The organism is Sphingopyxis sp. NJF-3 (assembly GCF_053514865.1).
In genome coordinates this window covers 647854-663301 of record NZ_CM130726.1, presented here as the reverse complement: position 1 = coordinate 663301, position 15448 = coordinate 647854, and the positions used below count along the sequence as shown (strand labels likewise).

The following is a 15448-nucleotide window of genomic DNA, read 5'->3' as shown; positions in this document are numbered from 1 at the left end:
TTTCATAGTCCTGCAAGGTTCTGCAACTGGAGGATGGGCAAGAGGATGGCGAGGATGATCAGCGCGACGCACGACCCCATAACGACAATTATGACAGGTTCGAGTAGGGCCATAGAGGCGGCGGTGAAGCGGTCGAACTCGCGCTCCAGATAGTCCGCCGCGCGCTCGAGCATCTGCTCCAGCCGCCCCGCGCTCTCGCCGCTCGCGGTCATGTAGACGAGGAGCGGCGGGAAGACCCCGGCGTCGCGCAGCGCGGCCGACAGGCTGCCCCCGGCGCGCACCTGGTCGACGAGCCCCGCGGTCGCCCCGGCGAGCGCGGCATTGCGGATCGTCGGGACGGTCAGGCGCAGCCCCTCGACCAGTGGCAGGCGGCTCGACACCATCGTCGACAGCGTCCGCGCGAAGCGCGCGGCATAGAGATCGCGGAGCAGCCGCCCGATCAGCGGCAGCCGCAGCAGCCGCGCATCGACGCTCGCCTTGAACGCCGGGCGCCGCATCGCGCTGACCCAGCCGAAGGCGGCGGCGGCGATCAGCAGCGCGATCAGCCACCACCAGTTCGCCGCGAAACTCGACAGCGCGATGACGGCGCGGGTCAGGAAGGGAAGCTGCTGCCCGACGTCGGTGAACTGTTCGACAACGCGCGGGACGACGAAGATCATCAGCGCCGCGACGACGCCGATCGCGACGACCGCGAGCACCAGCGGATAGGCGAGCGCCGCGACCAGCTTGCCGCGCACCGCCGCCTGGCGTTCGAGCAGGTCGGCGAGGCGCGCGAGGATCACCGTCAGGCTGCCTGTCGTCTCGCCCGCCGCGACCATCGCGCGATAGAGCGGCGGAAAGCTCGGCGCCTGCCGCGCCATCGCATCGGCGAGGCGGCGGCCTTCGAGGAGGCCGGCGTGGACGTCGCCGATGACGAGCCGCGCGCTTTCTGCCTCGCTCTGGCGGGTGAGCGTCCTCAGCGCCTCCTCGAGCGGCGCGACCTCCGCAAGCGTCGCGAGCTGGCGGGTGAAAAGCGCGAGTTCCTTGGCGGACAACCGGTTCCGGCGAAAGGCGAGCAGCGAGCGCCCCGCCGAGGCGCGCGACCCCGCGGGTTCGACCGCGACGATGTGGAAATGCCGCCGGATGAGGTCGGCGCGCGCGGCGGCGTCGTTGGCCGCGGTCAGCCGCCCCTTGCGCTCGCGGCCCTGGCGGTCGATCGCCACATAGCGAAAGTCAGGCATCGACATCCTCGCGCCGCGCGACGCGGATCGCCTCTTCGGGCGTCGTCAGCCCCTTGGCGACCATCGCGCGCGCCGCACTGGCGAGCGTCGGCGCCTTCAGGAAAGCATGTTTGGCGATCATCGCCTCGTCGCCGCCGGCGTAGATGTAGCGGCGGACGGTCTCGTCGACCTTGATCGCCTCGAACACGCCGATTCGGCCCTTGAAGCCCGTGTGGCCGCACTGGTCGCAGCCCTTGGGGCGCCAGATGACGGTGCCGATATCGAGCCCGAGCATCGCCGCGATGCTGTTGTCGGCCTGCACCGGCTCGCGGCAATGGTCGCAGAGCTTGCGCACGAGGCGCTGCGCGATGACCGCGCGGAGCGTCGAGGCGAGAAGGAAGGGCTCGACCTTCAGATCCTTGAGGCGCGTGATCGCGCCCACCGCATCGTTGGTGTGGACGGTCGACAGCACGAGGTGGCCGGTCAGCGACGCCTGCACCGCGATGTCGGCGGTCTCGCGGTCGCGGATTTCGCCGACCATCACCACGTCGGGGTCCTGACGCAAAATAGCGCGCAGCCCCGCGGCGAAGTCGAGCCCGACCTTGGCGTTGACCTGCGTCTGGCCGACGCCGTCGACCGCATATTCGACCGGATCCTCGACGGTCAGTATGTTGCGCTGGCCGTCGTTGAGCTGCTTCAGCGCGGCATAGAGCGTCGTCGTCTTGCCCGATCCGGTCGGGCCGGTGACGAGGATGATGCCGTTGGGCTCGGCGAGCGCCTCGCGCAGGATGCGGTCGGCCTCGCCCGACAGGCCGAGCACGTCGAAGTCGATCCCCGCCGTATCCTTGTCGAGGATGCGCATCACGACGCGCTCGCCCGCGCGGCTGGGCAGCGTCGAAACGCGGACGTCGATCGCTTTCCCGGCCAGCGTCAGCGCGATGCGCCCGTCCTGCGGCACGCGGCGCTCGGCGATGTCGAGCCGCGCCATCACCTTGATGCGGCTGACGACGACGGGCGCCACGTGGGGCGGCATGCGCAGATGCTCGCGCAGCACGCCGTCGGTGCGCATCCGCACGACGAGCCCGCTTTCATAGGGCTCGATATGGATGTCGCTGACGCCCTGGCGGACGGCTTCGGCGATGATCGCGTTGATCAGGCGGATCGCGGGGGCGTCGTCGGCGCTGTCGAGCAGATCCTCGGCGCTCGGCAGGCTGAGGTCGAGGTCGCCGCCATCGAGCGACCCCGCCATCGCGCTCGTCGCGTCAACGGCATAATGGTCGGAAAGCAGCCGGTCGAAATCGGCGGCGTTGGCGCTCACGACGCGCAGCGGCTGCGCGAGGTGGCGCTTGACCTCGATCAGCACCGCGGCGTCACTGCCCTCGCGCAGGGTCGCGAGCCAGCGGCCCATGTTGTCCGGGGCGCCATCGGGCGCGATCACGACGCCATGAGCGCGCGCGAAGCCATAGGGAATGTCGACCGGCGCCGCGGGCGGCGGCGCGGCCGGATCGCCGTCGCTCACGGCTGTTCTCCATCGGCGGCGGTCGAGGGCGGGATGTCGACCGGCACGGGCGGCGCGGGGGCTATGGTGACGTCGGCGGCGGTCGGCGCGCTCGGCGCCGGCGGCACGGTGCCCAGATAGTCGCGCACCAGCGCGTCGATCGCGGGCTCCCGGTCGGGGTTCCGCTGGGCCTGGAAGTCGCGGATATAGCCATAGCGGCGCGCGGTGAGCGCGGCATTGTCCTCGCGATTGCGGAGGATCGTCGGGCGGATGAAGACCATCAGATTGGTCTTGGCGCGGCTGCGGCTCCGCGACTTGAACAGCTCGCCGATCAGCGGAATGTCGCTCAAGAGCGGAATCCGCTCGATCGTGCGGCGCTCGTCGTCGTTGAGCAGCCCGCCGATCGCGAACATCTCGCCGTCGTCCACGGTCAGCACCGTCTCGAACGAGCGCTTGTTGAGGATGAGGTCGCTGTTGCGCGACGACACCGGGCCGGCGACGCTCGACACCTCCTGCCGGATGAACATCTTGACCTCGCCCGCACCGTTGACCTGCGGCGTGACCTCGAGCTTGATGCCGACCTCTTCGCGCTGGACGGTACGGAAGGCGTTGTCGAAATTGTCGGACAGCGCTTCGCCGGTGGTGATCGGCACCTCCTGCCCGACGAGGAATTTCGCCTGCTGGTTGTCGAGCGTCACGATATGCGGGGTGGCGAGCAGGTTCGACGTGGTGTCGGACTTCACCGCGTTGATGATCGCGCCGAACACGGTGTTCTTGCCGATGTCGCCCGCGAAGCCCGCGAAGCCGCCGGTCGCCGACAGCAGCGACGCCGCGGCGGCCTCTTGCAGGCTGTTGCCGAGCGAGCTGTTCTGCTGGGTCACCACCGTGTCGCCGTTGACCGTCGTCGTTTCCTGCGACAGCTGGTGCGCGGCATAGGCGCCGCCGAGCGTCAATATGTTGGGCGAGGCGTTGCCGTAGCTCGTCGCGGCGAAGGGGATGTTCTTGCCGCCGAGCAGGAACTGGACGCCGAGCTTCTTCGCGGCGTCGTCGCCGATTTCGACCACGATCGCCTCGACCAGCACCTGCGGGCGCCGCGTGTCGAGCTGGCGGATCAGTTCGCCGAGCTGGCGCTGCACATCGGCGTTGGCGGCGACGATGATCGCATTGGCGCCTTCGTAGCGGGTGATGATCGCGGGCCCGCGCGTCGCGATGCTGCCGCCCGAGCCGCTGGTCGAAGCGGGCGTCGTCGCCGCCGGGGCGGCAGCGGGCGCCGCCGCGCCGCCGTCGGAAGAGGACGACGAAGCCGGCGACAGGCCGGCTTTCTGCGCCGGATCGCTGCCGCCGCCGACCAGCTGCTGCAAGGTCGGAAGCAAGGTTTCGGCATTGGCATGTTCGAGCCAGTAGACGCGCAGTTCGGTGCCGCCCGCCGCCTTCTGGTCGAGGTCGTTCGCCATCGCGACGAAGCGCGCGACGAGCGCCTGATCGCCCCGCAGCGCGATCGCGTTGCTGCTGTCGATCGGCACGATCGCGACCGGCGCTTGCGCGCCCTCGCCCGCCGCCGGGACGAGCGCCTGCAGCGCGGCGGCGATCTCGCGCGCGCCGGCGTTCTTCAGCGTCACGATCTGGCTGGTCGAGCTGTCGCGGTCGATGCTCGCCGCGAGCGCGCGGATGCGGCGGATATTATCGGCGAAGTCGGCTACGACCAGGCTGTTGGCGTTGCGGTTGGCGGTCAGCGAGCCCTGCGGGCTGACGAGCGGGCGCAGCGTTTCGACCGCCGCCACCGCGTCGATATGCCGAAGGCGGATGATCTCGGTCACGAACTGGTTCTGCGCCGCGCGCGCGCTGCCGATGCGGCCCGGCTGCGACGCCGCGCCGTCGATCGGCTGGATGCGGTAGCTGCCGTTCGGCCCCGGCACCGCGACGAGCCCGTTCGAGCGCAGCGTCGCGAGGAAAATCTCGAAATATTCGCTTCGCGACAGCGGCCGGTCGGTGACGACCGACACCTTGCCGTTGACGCGCCCGTCGATGACGAAGGTGCGCCCGGTGATCCGGGCCGCATCCTGGATGAAGGCGCGAATGTCGGCGTCGCGGACGTTCAGCGTATATTGGGCGAATACCGGTGCCGGCGTGGCGGAAACCAGCGCGGCGGCGAGCATCAAGGACAGTTTGAGACGCATAAACCCTATTGCTTCGACAGGAAGATGGCGACGGGGAGGACATTGGCGCCGCGCTCGACTTCGAGCGAGAGGCGCGCGCCGGGGGTGAACTGGCCCGCGAGCCCGGCGGCGTCGCCCGCCGAGCCGATCGGGCGGCCATTGACCGAGCGAATCACGTCGCCGGGACGCAGGCCGGCGGCGCGGAAGGTCGCCCCGTCACCCTGCGGCTGGACGACGAGCCCGGTCACCCGGCCGTTTTCGGTGCGCGGCGCGAAGCCGACCCCGGCCTTCAGCGCCGCGGGCGACAGTTCGCCGCCCGCGTTCGGGGCGCCCGCCGAGCCCGGCTCGGGGGTCGGCGCGGGCAGCGGGGTCGCCGGATTGGCGACCGGTGCGTCGCCGCTCTGGTCGAGGAACAGGCTTTCCTGCGCGCCGCCGCGATCGAGCGTGACATGATCGAAGGCGACACCAGCAAGCCGGACCCCCGGGGCGATCTCGTCGCCGACGGCGTGGCTCGCCTGCACCCCGTCCTCGCCCGCGATGATCGCCGACCCGCCGCCCGTCGCCTCGTTGAGGTTGATGCCGTAGAGGGTGAGTCCGAGCGAGGTGACCGTCGCGCTCGCGGGGCCCTGCGCGCCCGTGCGGAAAAAGGGATCGAAGCCCGCGAACAGCGCGCGCCGTTCGGCGGGCGAGGCGATCACCGCGGTCTGCGGCTGCCACGCGCCGAGCGGCGACAGCGGAACGATGAGGGTCCAGAGCAGGCGCACGCATTGCCAGACGAGCAGCGCACCGAGCAGCGCGAGGACGAGCCGCGGTCCCAGATCGCGCGCCGACCGCGCGCGGGGACGCAGCCAGGCGGGCAGCGCACGCGGCAGCCGAACGGCCGATCCGGACATCAGCGTCGCCATGAAATCTTCCTGTCCCCCAAAAATTGCCGTCTCGCGAATCGCCTAGGGGCGATTGGTGACAATCGGTTGACAGGAAGATTACAGTTTTTTGTCAGAGGGGCGAGTCCGGCCTCGCAAAGCCCCTCCCCTTCAGGGGAGGGGTTGGGGTGGGACTATCGGCCTTGCGCAAGGCCGATGGGCCCCACCCCGCTCGACTAAGGCCCGGCTAACGCCGGACCAAGTCTCTCTGCCCCTCCCCTGAAGGGGAGGGGCTTGTTTTCTTGTCAGAACTTCACCGACGCGCTCAGCGAGAAGCTGCGCCCCAGCTTGTAGCGGTTGAAGTAGATGCGGTTGTCGCCCGCTTCCTGCACTTCCTTGTAGCTGCGGCCGGTCAGGTTGCGCGCCTCGAACTTCAGTTCGATCTCCTTGCCCATCAGCTGCAATCCCTGACGCGCGACGAAATCGAGCGAGATGCCCGGCTTTTCGAGGAGGTCGGGCTGCCCCGAGGGGCCGCGGCTGGTGACGCGCGGGCTGGCATAGGTGAGGAGCAGCGTCTGCTGCGACAGCCTGTCGGTATCCTCGAGCCCGATCTGGACGTTGACCAGATGGTCCGACTGGCCGGTGAGCGGCGAGCCGTCGAAGAAATAATCGCCCGCATCGTGCACCACGCCGTTGATCGTGGTGGTGTCGCCGTCGCGGACCTGAATGTCCGACTTGGTATAGGTGTAGTTGCCGATCAGCACGAGGCGGCGGCTCTGCCAGAAGGCCGCATCCGACATGGTATCGAGCGGGATATATTTCTGCAGCTCGAACTCGGCGCCATAGAGCGTCGCCTTGGGGGCGTTCGCATAGCTGGTGTTCACCGAGGAATCGGAGATCGAGGTATAGGCCTCGATCGGATTGTCGATCGACTTGTAGAAGGCGGCGGCCGAGAAGCGCTGGTCGCGGTCGAAATACCATTCGTAGCGCGCCTCGGCATTCCACAAAGTGCTGTCGGTCAGCGAGGGGTTGCCGCGGAACAGGCGGTTCGATTCAGGATCCTGATAGACCTGCGCGACCAGTTCGCGGAACTGCGGACGCGCGATCGTCTTCGACCCGTTCAGGCGAAGCTGCATGTCGGGCGCGACTTCCCAGGTCAGGGTGATCGCGGGCAGCCAATAGTCGTTCTTGAGGTTGGTCTGCGCGATCGCCGACGAACCGCTGTTGAACAGGTCGATCGGCGCGACCGTCTGCTTCGCATCCTCGTAGCGCACGCCGGCGTTGACGTTCAGCCCCGCCATCAGCTCGGCCTGGAGCTGGGCATAGCCCGCGTGGGTGGTCAGATTGGCGTCGAACGCCGCGGTGCCGTCCTGCGCCGAGGTTTCGAGCAGCGTGATGTCGTAGAGCTGGATGGTCGCGTCGGAAAGCAGATAGTCGGGGCGCAGCTGCTGCACGGCGACCGGCAGGTTCGAGGCGCGGTACTGGAACGAGCGGCGCGACGAGACGCGGTGCGTGTCGCTATAGGCATAGCCGACCGTCGCGGTGAGCTGGGGCGCGAGTTCGTAGGAGAGGTCGACGCCGCCCGACCACAGATCCTCGTTGAGGTCCGAAAAGGCGATCGTCGCGTCGCCCTTGTTGCCGCCGAGGTCGTTGACGAACTTGTCGCCGGTCGGGTCCTGCTCGACGGGAAGATTGGTGCGGACATAGGTGAAGCTGCGCTCATAGGGCGCCTCGCGCTGCGAATTGGCGTAGCCGCCGCGCAGGTCGACGCTCAGCCGGTCGAACTGGAATTCGCCGACGAGCTGCGTGTTGATGAGCTGGCGTTCGTACCAGGCCGTGTCCTGCTTCATGATATCGCGGTCGGACTGGTTGCGGTCGGTGCCGAGCGCGAGCCGCGCCTGTTTCAGCGTGTCGCGGATATAGAGGTTGGTCCAGCGGATCTTGTGGTCGCCGAGTTCGAGCCCGAAGCCGAGCAGGCCGTTCACCACGACGCGGTTGTCGGTGACGACGCGGTTGTAGCTCGTCTGCGGATCGCCCGACAGGTCGGCGTTGACCGACGTCTGCTGCAGCGTGTCGCGCGTGCGCCACTTGTTGCTGATCCCCGCGGTCGCGATGATGCCGAGTTCGCCGCCCGCCAGCGCGATCGTCGTGCCGCCGGTGAGGCCCGCCGACCAGTTCACCGGAATATGATCATTCTGCTGGAGCAGCGTCGTCGGCGCGTTGACGAGATCCATCGCGATCGCTTCGAGATCCTCGTCGCTGAAGTCGGCACCCTCGAGGATCGGCTTGCCGCTGGCGAGCGCGGCGGCGAGCGAGTGCGGAATGTCGCGCGTGCCGTCGTCGAAGCCCGTCCAGTCGGTGTCGCTGCCATAATAGGTGTAGCCGAGCTGGTTCGTCGTCTCGCTGTCCCAGCCGATTCCCCCCGACACGGTGAGGAAGGTCTCGCGCGGGCTCGCCTTGGTCGTGAGGTTGATCACGCCGCCACCGAATTCACCGGGGAAGTTCGCCGAATAGCTTTTCTGGACCAGCGTCGAATCGATGACGTTCGAGGGGAAGATATCGAGCGGGACGACGCGCTTCAGCGGTTCGGGGCTGGGCAGCGGCGAGCCGTTCAGAAGCGCGAGCGAATAGCGGTCGCCGAGACCGCGGACATAGACGAAGCCGCCGCCGACGACGCTGAGGCCGGTGACGCGCTGGAGCGAGCCCGAGATGTCGCCTTCGCCGGTGCGGGCGATGTCGGCCGACGACAGCACCGAGACCACCTCGGGCGTCGCGCGCACGACATTGGGGGTGAAGCGGCCGGTGACGACGATCTCCTGCCCACCGCCGCCGGGGATCGAGACGTCGCCCTGCTCGTCCTCCTGCGGCGCGGGTTCGTCGGCCGCCTGAGGGGCCGGCTCGGCCGCCGCCTCCTGGGCCAGCGCCGCGGGCGCGACGAGAGCGGAGCTGAGAAGGAGCAGGCTGGCAAAGATCGGCCGCTTGGTCATGTCGAATGTCCCTGAGACTATGCAAGAAGGGGAGCGGGCCGCCCTCGGGCACGCCCGCTCCCCGAATGGATCGCGGGCGATCAGGTGGTCGGCAGGCTGGCGCAGCTGCCGCTGCTGGTGCCGAAGTCCGCGGTCGCAGAGTTGCAGGTCCAGCCCTGATACCAGGTGTCATTGGCGTCGCGGACCGCGCCGACATAGGCCGTGGTGTCGAAGAAGCTGTTCAGCGTCTTGGCGTCGAAGGCGGCGAAGCCTGTCTCGGTCGCGCCATTGACGAACAGGTTCGACAGCGATGGCGCATAGTCGAAGCGGTTGTTCGTGCCCGCGGTGAAGATCGTCTGCACCTCGGTATCGGTGACCGCCGGGCTGCCGCCGCCGCGGAAGGGGCGGCTGCCGCACTTCAGCGAAACCGAGAAGAACTTCGGCGGACCCTGCTCGTCCGCACCCGTCGTCTGCGTCGTCGAGGTGCTGTCGATGCGGATGCACGAAGTGTCGGAGGTCATCAGGCCGTTGACGAACGTATAGTCTGCACCGCCGCGGATGCGGATCGCGGCGGCGTTGCTCGCCGCGGCGTTGCGATGGATGAAGGTGAAGTTGGAGATCGTCACATTCTGGCGCGGCACCGCATTCTCGTTGCCGTCCGAGTCGATTTCCATCATCGAGTCGCCCACCGAGCCACCGGCGCGCTGCACCGCAATCGCATATTGGATGTTGCCCTTGTAGCCGACGTCGGTGTCGAAGCTGTCGTCCTCGGCGCCGGTCACGACCATATATTTGAAGTTCGGACGGCCGCCGAAGACTTCCATGCCGTCGTCCGAGCTGTTGTGAACCTGGACATGGTCGATCTGGGTGCCCGAGCCGACGCCCGACGGGGTCAGGCCCTGCAGTTCCTTGTCGGCGCTGAGGATGAAGCCCGAATAGCGGATCTGGACATAGGAGAGGCGCCCCGAATTGTCCGCGGGCTGCGCGCCGCCATAAAGCGCGTTCGACGTGCCTTCGGTGTCGCGCTCGCACGCGACGGTGCCTTCGGCGGCGCCCGGCGCGAGGCAGTCGGTGACCGGCGCGCGGCCGAGCAGCACGACGCCGCCCCAAAGCTGCGACGTATTGTCGGTCGCCGTGCCGACGATGTTGCCGCGGCCGGTGAAGATGATCGGCTGGGTCGGCGTGCCGACCGCGTCGATGCGGTTGCCGCGGTTGACCACGAGATAGGAGACGCCCGTCGAGCCGAAGACGATGACGCCCGGGTCGATCGTCAGCGTGACGACATTGTTGGTGCTCGCGGCACCCTGGTCGGTGCCGACGTCGACGCGGCCGGGCAGCGAATAGACGACACCCGCGACCTTCGGAATGGCGGTCGACGCGGTGAAGCGCGACGGGAAGCCGCAATTGCGCCACGTGCCTTCGGGGCCCGAAATGGTACCGAGATCGCTGAGCTGATTGCTGCCCGGAATCGTCGGGCAATTCGCGGCGGGGGTGACGCCGGTGGGCGTCGGGGTCGGGGTGGGGGTCGGCGTCGGGGTGGGGGTCGGCGTCGGAATGACGATCACGCCTTCGCCGGGCGATGCGACGCCGTCGGCCCCGCAGGCCGCCAGAATGGAACAGGCCACGCCGCTGAGCATGACCAAACGAACGCGTGCGAAAGCCGCCATGAAAATCTCCGTTCCCGGTGCACGCCCGCCGGGCGGGCGCCCCTGATGAAAAAGCCACCGGCAAACGAGCAAGGGATTGGCCCCGCGCCCCCGGTGACGCCGCCACTAGGGCGATTCGATGACGCTCTGACGGTAGAGCGATGACATTTCGGAGACTCTTCGGCGTCGGTTCGGTGACAGCGGCCAAGGCGGCGCCTTTCGCGTCTTCGCGCCTGCCATGAAGAAATGCGGCGAAGCTCGCTTGCATCGCCCGGAAAGCTTTGCTAGGCGCCCGCTCCTACCTGGTACCGGATGCGTCCGGACCATCATGATGTGCGGTCGTGGCGGAACTGGTAGACGCGCAACGTTGAGGTCGTTGTGGCCGAAAGGCCGTGGAAGTTCGAGTCTTCTCGACCGCACCATTCTCCCTTGGAAAACAAGGATTCCTTGAAGTCCTTGGCATGGATGCCATCGACCGGGGGCCATCGCCGTCCTTGCGCCCCCCAACCTCGCGCGCCGCATGCAAGAAGGCCGCCGTCCCGTGCCGGGACGGACGGGGGCGGCGGCCAGTTGTCCCTCAGGGGAGGGAGTGCGAGAGAGGTTTTCCGGTCCAGAAAACCGGGCCGATGCTTGCCCGGGAGCAAACACCGGCCCGAGGCTGCCCTGTGGAGAGGGTCTAGAATTTCTTCGCGATGCTGAACCCGATGATGCGCGGGTCGAGGGTGAAGACGTTGGTGGTCAGGCCGCTGTCGTCGCTGTTCAGAAAGGCATCGGTGATCGGGGTCGAGTTGAAGACATTCTTGACATAGGCCTCGATCGACAGGTCGTCGGGGCCGTCGACGCGGAGCGAGAGGTTGAAGTTGGTCCAGCTTTTCAGCCGATCATAGGGATCGAAATTATAGACGCGCGCCCAGCTCTTGGCCTGCCAGTATCCGTCGACGCGGATCGTTGCATTCCAGTCGCCATCGAACGGGATAGAATATTGCGCTCCGATGTTTGCGGTCCAGTGCGGGGTGTTGGGCAATTCAGTGCCGGAAAGATCGGTATAGAAGCCCGCTCCACCGTTGATCTCCGGGTAGTTCGCGGGGTCATAATCGGCTCCGGTCGCGGGGTCCGTGAGCGGGAATCCGAAAAAACCCACCAGGCCGCGCACGCCGCCGCACATCGACCAGAAATTCTGAATGCCCTCCGACCGCTGCAGCCAATCTTCGGCGACACCGATGGGAACGACACAATTCGAAGGTAATTGTACCCACGGCTTGGCCACGACGAAATCGGGATTGCCGAGGGTTCGATTCATCGGGTCGATCGATTTTTCGCCATCGGCGATACGGGTGTGCGTATAGCCGATATTGGCATTGATCCGCAGGCGTTCGGTTGCAGCGAAATCGGCCTGCAATTCGGCGCCATAGATGGTCGCGTCGAAATTCTGGTTCACGGCACTGCGGTCGCGAATCTGCGAAACCTGATAATCCTTGTAATCATAGTAGAATGCACTGGCATTCAGCGTCAGCCGACCGCCGAGCATGCTGTTCTTCATGCCGATCTCGAGCGCGTTCACATATTCGGGCTTGAAGGTCGGCCCATAATCCACGTTCGGAAGCTGCAGGATCGGATAGATGGGATAGGGTGATTCCGCATCTGCATCCGCCTCTTCCTGCGTTATCAAACCCGCATCGACCAGGTCCTGTGTGGTGGCGAACCCGGGAAGTGTCAAACGGCGTTCAAAAGGGACCCCCTATCGGCGTCGAAGAGGGACCCCCTTTTCGGATATGATGCCGGTTAGTTGAAGGTCGCCTTGCGCTGCGTGCGGCGGAGGGCGGGCGTAGCCCGACCGGAGGCGCGCGCAGCGCAAGATAGATTTTTGAAGGGGCCGAAGGTGGCGGTCAGCTGCGGTTTTTGAAGCGCCAGCTGTCGTTGCCCGTCTCGATGATATCGCAGTGGTGGGTGACGCGGTCGAGCAGCGCCGTGGTCATCTTGGGATCACCGAAGACGGTAGGCCACTCGCCGAAGGCGAGGTTGGTGGTGATGATGACGCTGGTGCGCTCATAAAGCTTGCTGATGAGGTGGAACAGCAACTGCCCTCCGGAGCGGGCGAACGGCAGATAACCGAGCTCGTCGAGCACGATCAGGTCGAGCCGCGACAGCTGCGCCGCCAGGGTCCCGCCCTTGCCGATCCGGGTCTCCTCTTCGAGGCGTGTCACCACCTTGATGACGAGGTTCGTGAGCATGGCACAGCCTTTCCCGTCACGCGAACAGGTTCGAATCCTGCGCGCGCGAAATTTGTTGGTAGAAGCGGAATTGCTACCAACAATCTGTCGAAAAACGGGTCGCGCTGCAAGGGGACCCCCTGAGCGGAATCGCGAATCCGTCTCAAGATAACTTATTGTTTTTATTGGTTTAGATGAGGCGACCTGAGCGCTTCTGGAGCGCTCTGGAAACACCGGCTGGCTGGGGCGGCAGGATTCGAACCTGCGCATGCCGGTACCAAAAACCGGTGCCTTACCGCTTGGCTACGCCCCAACAGCCGGTGCGAGCGCGTCTATAGCGGCTCGCCGATGATTGGCAAGGCGGCCTTAGAGCCGCATGACCCAGCCGTGGGGGTCGGGGGCCTGGCCGCGCTGGATGGCGACGAGCCTGTCCTTGAGCGTGCCGGTGACCTGCCCCGGACCGCCGGCGCCGATCGTGAAGCTCGCGCTTCCGCGCGTCACCTTGCCCACCGGGGTCACCACCGCGGCGGTGCCGCAGGCGAAGCTTTCGGTCAGGCGGCCGCTTTCCGCATCGGCCTGCCACTGGTCGATCGCATAGCGTTCCTCGCGCACCGTCAGCCCGGCGTCCTTCGCGAGCGTGATGATCGCGTCGCGGGTGATGCCGGGCAGGATCGTGCCGGTCAGCGGCGGGGTGACGAGGCTGCCGTCGTCGAACACGAAGAACATGTTCATGCCGCCCAGTTCCTCGATCCAGCGATGCTCGGCGGCATCGAGAAAGACGACCTGGTCGTGCCCCTTGGCGATCGCCTCGCTCTGCGCGACGAGGCTCGCGGCATAGTTGCCGCCGCATTTGGCGGCGCCGGTGCCGCCCGGCGCGGCACGGGTATAATCCTCCGACACCCACAGCGACACCGCGGGGGCGCCCGACTTGAAATAATTGCCGACCGGCGAGGCGATGACGAGGAAATGATATTCGGCCGCGGGCTTCACCCCCAGGAACACCTCGCTCGCATACATGAAGGGGCGCAGATAGAGCGCGCCGCCCGCGACCGGCGGGAACCAGTTCGCGTCGACGCGGACGATCTCCTTCACCGCCGCGATGAACAGCTCCTCGGGCAGTTCGGCCATCGCCATGCGGCGCGCGCTGGCGTTGAAGCGCGCGGCATTGGCCTCGACGCGGAACAGCGCCATCGACCCGTCGTCGAGGCGATAGGCCTTCAGCCCCTCGAAAATCTCCTGCGCATAATGGAGCACCGCGGTCGCGGGATCGAGCGACAGCGGACCGCGCGGCATCACCTGCGCATCGTGCCAGCCCTTTGCCTCGCTGTAGCGGATCGACACCATATGATCGGTGAAGACGCGCCCGAACACCGGATCGGCGATCGCCGCCGCGCGGACATCGTCCGCGACCGGAGCGGGATGCGGCAGATGGGCGAAAGCGGGAGCGGACATGGACGGAAAACCTTGTGGCTGGGGTTGCGGGTCAGGATCGACCGGTGCGCGCCTCTTGCCAAAGCCGGGCGCCCGGCGCAACGGTAGTGACCATGCCCGATGAAAATTTTCTTTCACAAGTTCCCGCTGCCTCTGCCCTTTTCTTGCGCGAAGAAGAAGTGCGCCGCGGCATCGAATATCTGTTTTTCGCGCATGGCGCGCTGTGGCGGGCGATCGACGCGCGGCTCGCCGAAAAGGCGCTCGGCCGCGCGCATTACCGCGCGCTCTATTTCATAGCGCGCCAGCCCGGGCTGACGATTTCGGACCTGCTCGCGCTGCTCGGCATCACCAAGCAGTCGCTGGGGCGGGTGGTCAAGGATCTCGAGGCGCGCGCGTTGCTGACGACGCGGCCGGGGGGCCGCGACCGGCGGCAGAAGGAGCTGCGGCTGACGCCCGAGGGTCGCGCACTCGAAAGCGCGATCTTCTCGCAACTGCGCGACACGATGAGCCGTGCCTATACCCATGCGGGCCAGGCGGCGGTCACCGGATTCTGGCAGGTCAGCGAGGCGCTGCTGCCGCCGCGCGACCGGGGACGGGTGGCGCGGCTGGGCCAGCCCCCCGATTGAGCGGCGGCTACCCCTCGCCGCGCGCGAGGTCGGCGAGTTCGCGCCCGCGGTCGCGCGCCGCGCGCAGCACATTGGTCATCAGCGCGACGAGCTGTCCGTCGGCATCGAGCACGTCGAGCCCGGCCTGCGTCGTGCCGCCCTTGCTCGCGACCTGCGAGACCAGCGCTCCGGGCTTCTCGCCGCTGCCGGCGAGCAGCGCGGTCGCGCCGGCGAAGGTCGCGGTGGCGAGCTTCAGCGCATCGTCGGCCGACAGGCCGAGCCGTTCGCCCGCGGCGGCATAGGCTTCGATCAGCCGGAAGACGAAGGCGGGGCCGCTGCCGGTGAAGGCGGTGACGAGGTCCATCGTCGAATCGTCGGCAAGCGGAACCACCGTGCCGAGCGGTTCGAGCAGCGCCGTCACCGCCGCATCGTCGGCATCACCGAGGCTGGCGACCGCCGACACGCCTGCGCCGATGCGCGCGGCGAGGTTGGGGAGGATGCGGACCTGCGCCTTCGCCTCCGGGAAGCGCGCCGCAAGATCGGCGAGCGACACGCCCGCGAGGATCGAGAGCAGATGCGTCCCGCTGTTCGCCACCGGCGCGAGGTCGCCCGCGACCTCGCCGAGCTGCTGCGGCTTCATGCCGAGCATCACCCATTCGGCGGCGCCGTCCGCGGAGAGCCAGTCGGCGAGCGACGCGAAATGGGCGATGCCCTCGCGCGGCGCCGCGAAGGGGTCGACGATTGCGACCTGCGACGGGTCGAGCCCCGCCGCCAGCCAGCGATCGAGCATCGCCCCGGCCATATTCCCGCAGCCCACCAGCAGCAGCCGGCCGGTAAAATTCCCCAATATCTTCGTCATGGTCCCTGGTCTTCT

General features: G+C 67.3%; 11 protein-coding genes and 2 tRNA genes. 2 read left to right on the top strand and 11 right to left on the bottom strand.

Annotation, left to right across the window (positions count from 1 at the left end; translation table 11 throughout):
- Positions 1-2 precede the first annotated feature (2 nt).
- The 6 genes from gspF to ACOTSS_RS03000 form a co-directional block, all read right to left on the bottom strand.
- Positions 3-1220 (bottom strand): type II secretion system inner membrane protein GspF, encoded by a 1218-nt coding sequence (gene gspF / locus ACOTSS_RS03025; RefSeq protein WP_448690065.1) that lies wholly within the window; start codon positions 1218-1220, stop codon positions 3-5.
- A complete protein-coding gene (locus tag ACOTSS_RS03020; protein WP_448690064.1) occupies positions 1213-2718 on the bottom strand; it encodes a GspE/PulE family protein in 1506 nt (501 codons plus the stop codon). The genes gspF and ACOTSS_RS03020 overlap by 8 nt, the downstream gene beginning before the upstream one ends.
- Positions 2715-4874 carry a type II secretion system secretin GspD gene (gspD, locus tag ACOTSS_RS03015; protein ID WP_448690063.1) on the bottom strand — a complete coding sequence of 720 codons (2160 nt, stop codon included), beginning with the start codon at positions 4872-4874 and terminating at the stop codon, positions 2715-2717. The genes ACOTSS_RS03020 and gspD overlap by 4 nt, the downstream gene beginning before the upstream one ends.
- Before the next feature lie 5 nt (positions 4875-4879).
- Positions 4880-5758, bottom strand: coding sequence for a type II secretion system protein N (locus ACOTSS_RS03010; protein ID WP_448690062.1), 879 nt, complete (start codon positions 5756-5758; stop codon positions 4880-4882).
- A gap of 263 nt (positions 5759-6021) precedes the next feature.
- A complete protein-coding gene (locus tag ACOTSS_RS03005) occupies positions 6022-8703 on the bottom strand; it encodes a TonB-dependent receptor domain-containing protein (RefSeq protein WP_448690061.1) in 2682 nt (893 codons plus the stop codon).
- 80 nt (positions 8704-8783) lie between these two features.
- A complete protein-coding gene (locus ACOTSS_RS03000) occupies positions 8784-10349 on the bottom strand; it encodes a hypothetical protein (protein ID WP_448690060.1) in 1566 nt (521 codons plus the stop codon).
- 314 nt (positions 10350-10663) lie between these two features.
- Here ACOTSS_RS03000 and ACOTSS_RS02995 point away from each other — a divergent pair.
- Positions 10664-10750: transfer RNA gene (locus ACOTSS_RS02995), tRNA-Leu, on the top strand.
- A gap of 254 nt (positions 10751-11004) precedes the next feature.
- Here ACOTSS_RS02995 and ACOTSS_RS02990 read toward each other — a convergent pair.
- From ACOTSS_RS02990 to ACOTSS_RS02975, 4 genes are all read right to left on the bottom strand, one after another.
- The gene (locus ACOTSS_RS02990; RefSeq protein WP_448690059.1) at positions 11005-11922 is read right to left on the bottom strand and encodes a TonB-dependent receptor domain-containing protein; all 918 of its coding nucleotides are present in this window, start codon (positions 11920-11922) and stop codon (positions 11005-11007) included.
- A gap of 292 nt (positions 11923-12214) precedes the next feature.
- Positions 12215-12559 (bottom strand): ATP-binding protein, encoded by a 345-nt coding sequence (locus tag ACOTSS_RS02985; RefSeq protein ID WP_448690058.1) that lies wholly within the window; start codon positions 12557-12559, stop codon positions 12215-12217.
- Between the two features lie 217 nt (positions 12560-12776).
- A tRNA-Gln gene (locus ACOTSS_RS02980) sits at positions 12777-12851 on the bottom strand.
- 53 nt (positions 12852-12904) lie between these two features.
- The gene (locus ACOTSS_RS02975; RefSeq protein WP_448690057.1) at positions 12905-13990 is read right to left on the bottom strand and encodes a branched-chain amino acid aminotransferase; all 1086 of its coding nucleotides are present in this window, start codon (positions 13988-13990) and stop codon (positions 12905-12907) included.
- A gap of 92 nt (positions 13991-14082) precedes the next feature.
- On the opposite strand from ACOTSS_RS02975, the gene ACOTSS_RS02970 reads away from it, so the two are divergent.
- On the top strand, positions 14083-14595 hold the full coding sequence (locus ACOTSS_RS02970; RefSeq protein ID WP_448690056.1) for a MarR family winged helix-turn-helix transcriptional regulator: 513 nt from the start codon (positions 14083-14085) through the stop codon (positions 14593-14595).
- A 7-nt stretch (positions 14596-14602) separates the two neighbouring features.
- Here the strand turns inward: ACOTSS_RS02970 and proC are convergent, their stop codons facing one another.
- Positions 14603-15433 (bottom strand): pyrroline-5-carboxylate reductase, encoded by an 831-nt coding sequence (gene proC, locus ACOTSS_RS02965; protein WP_448690055.1) that lies wholly within the window; start codon positions 15431-15433, stop codon positions 14603-14605.
- Positions 15434-15448 lie beyond the last annotated feature (15 nt).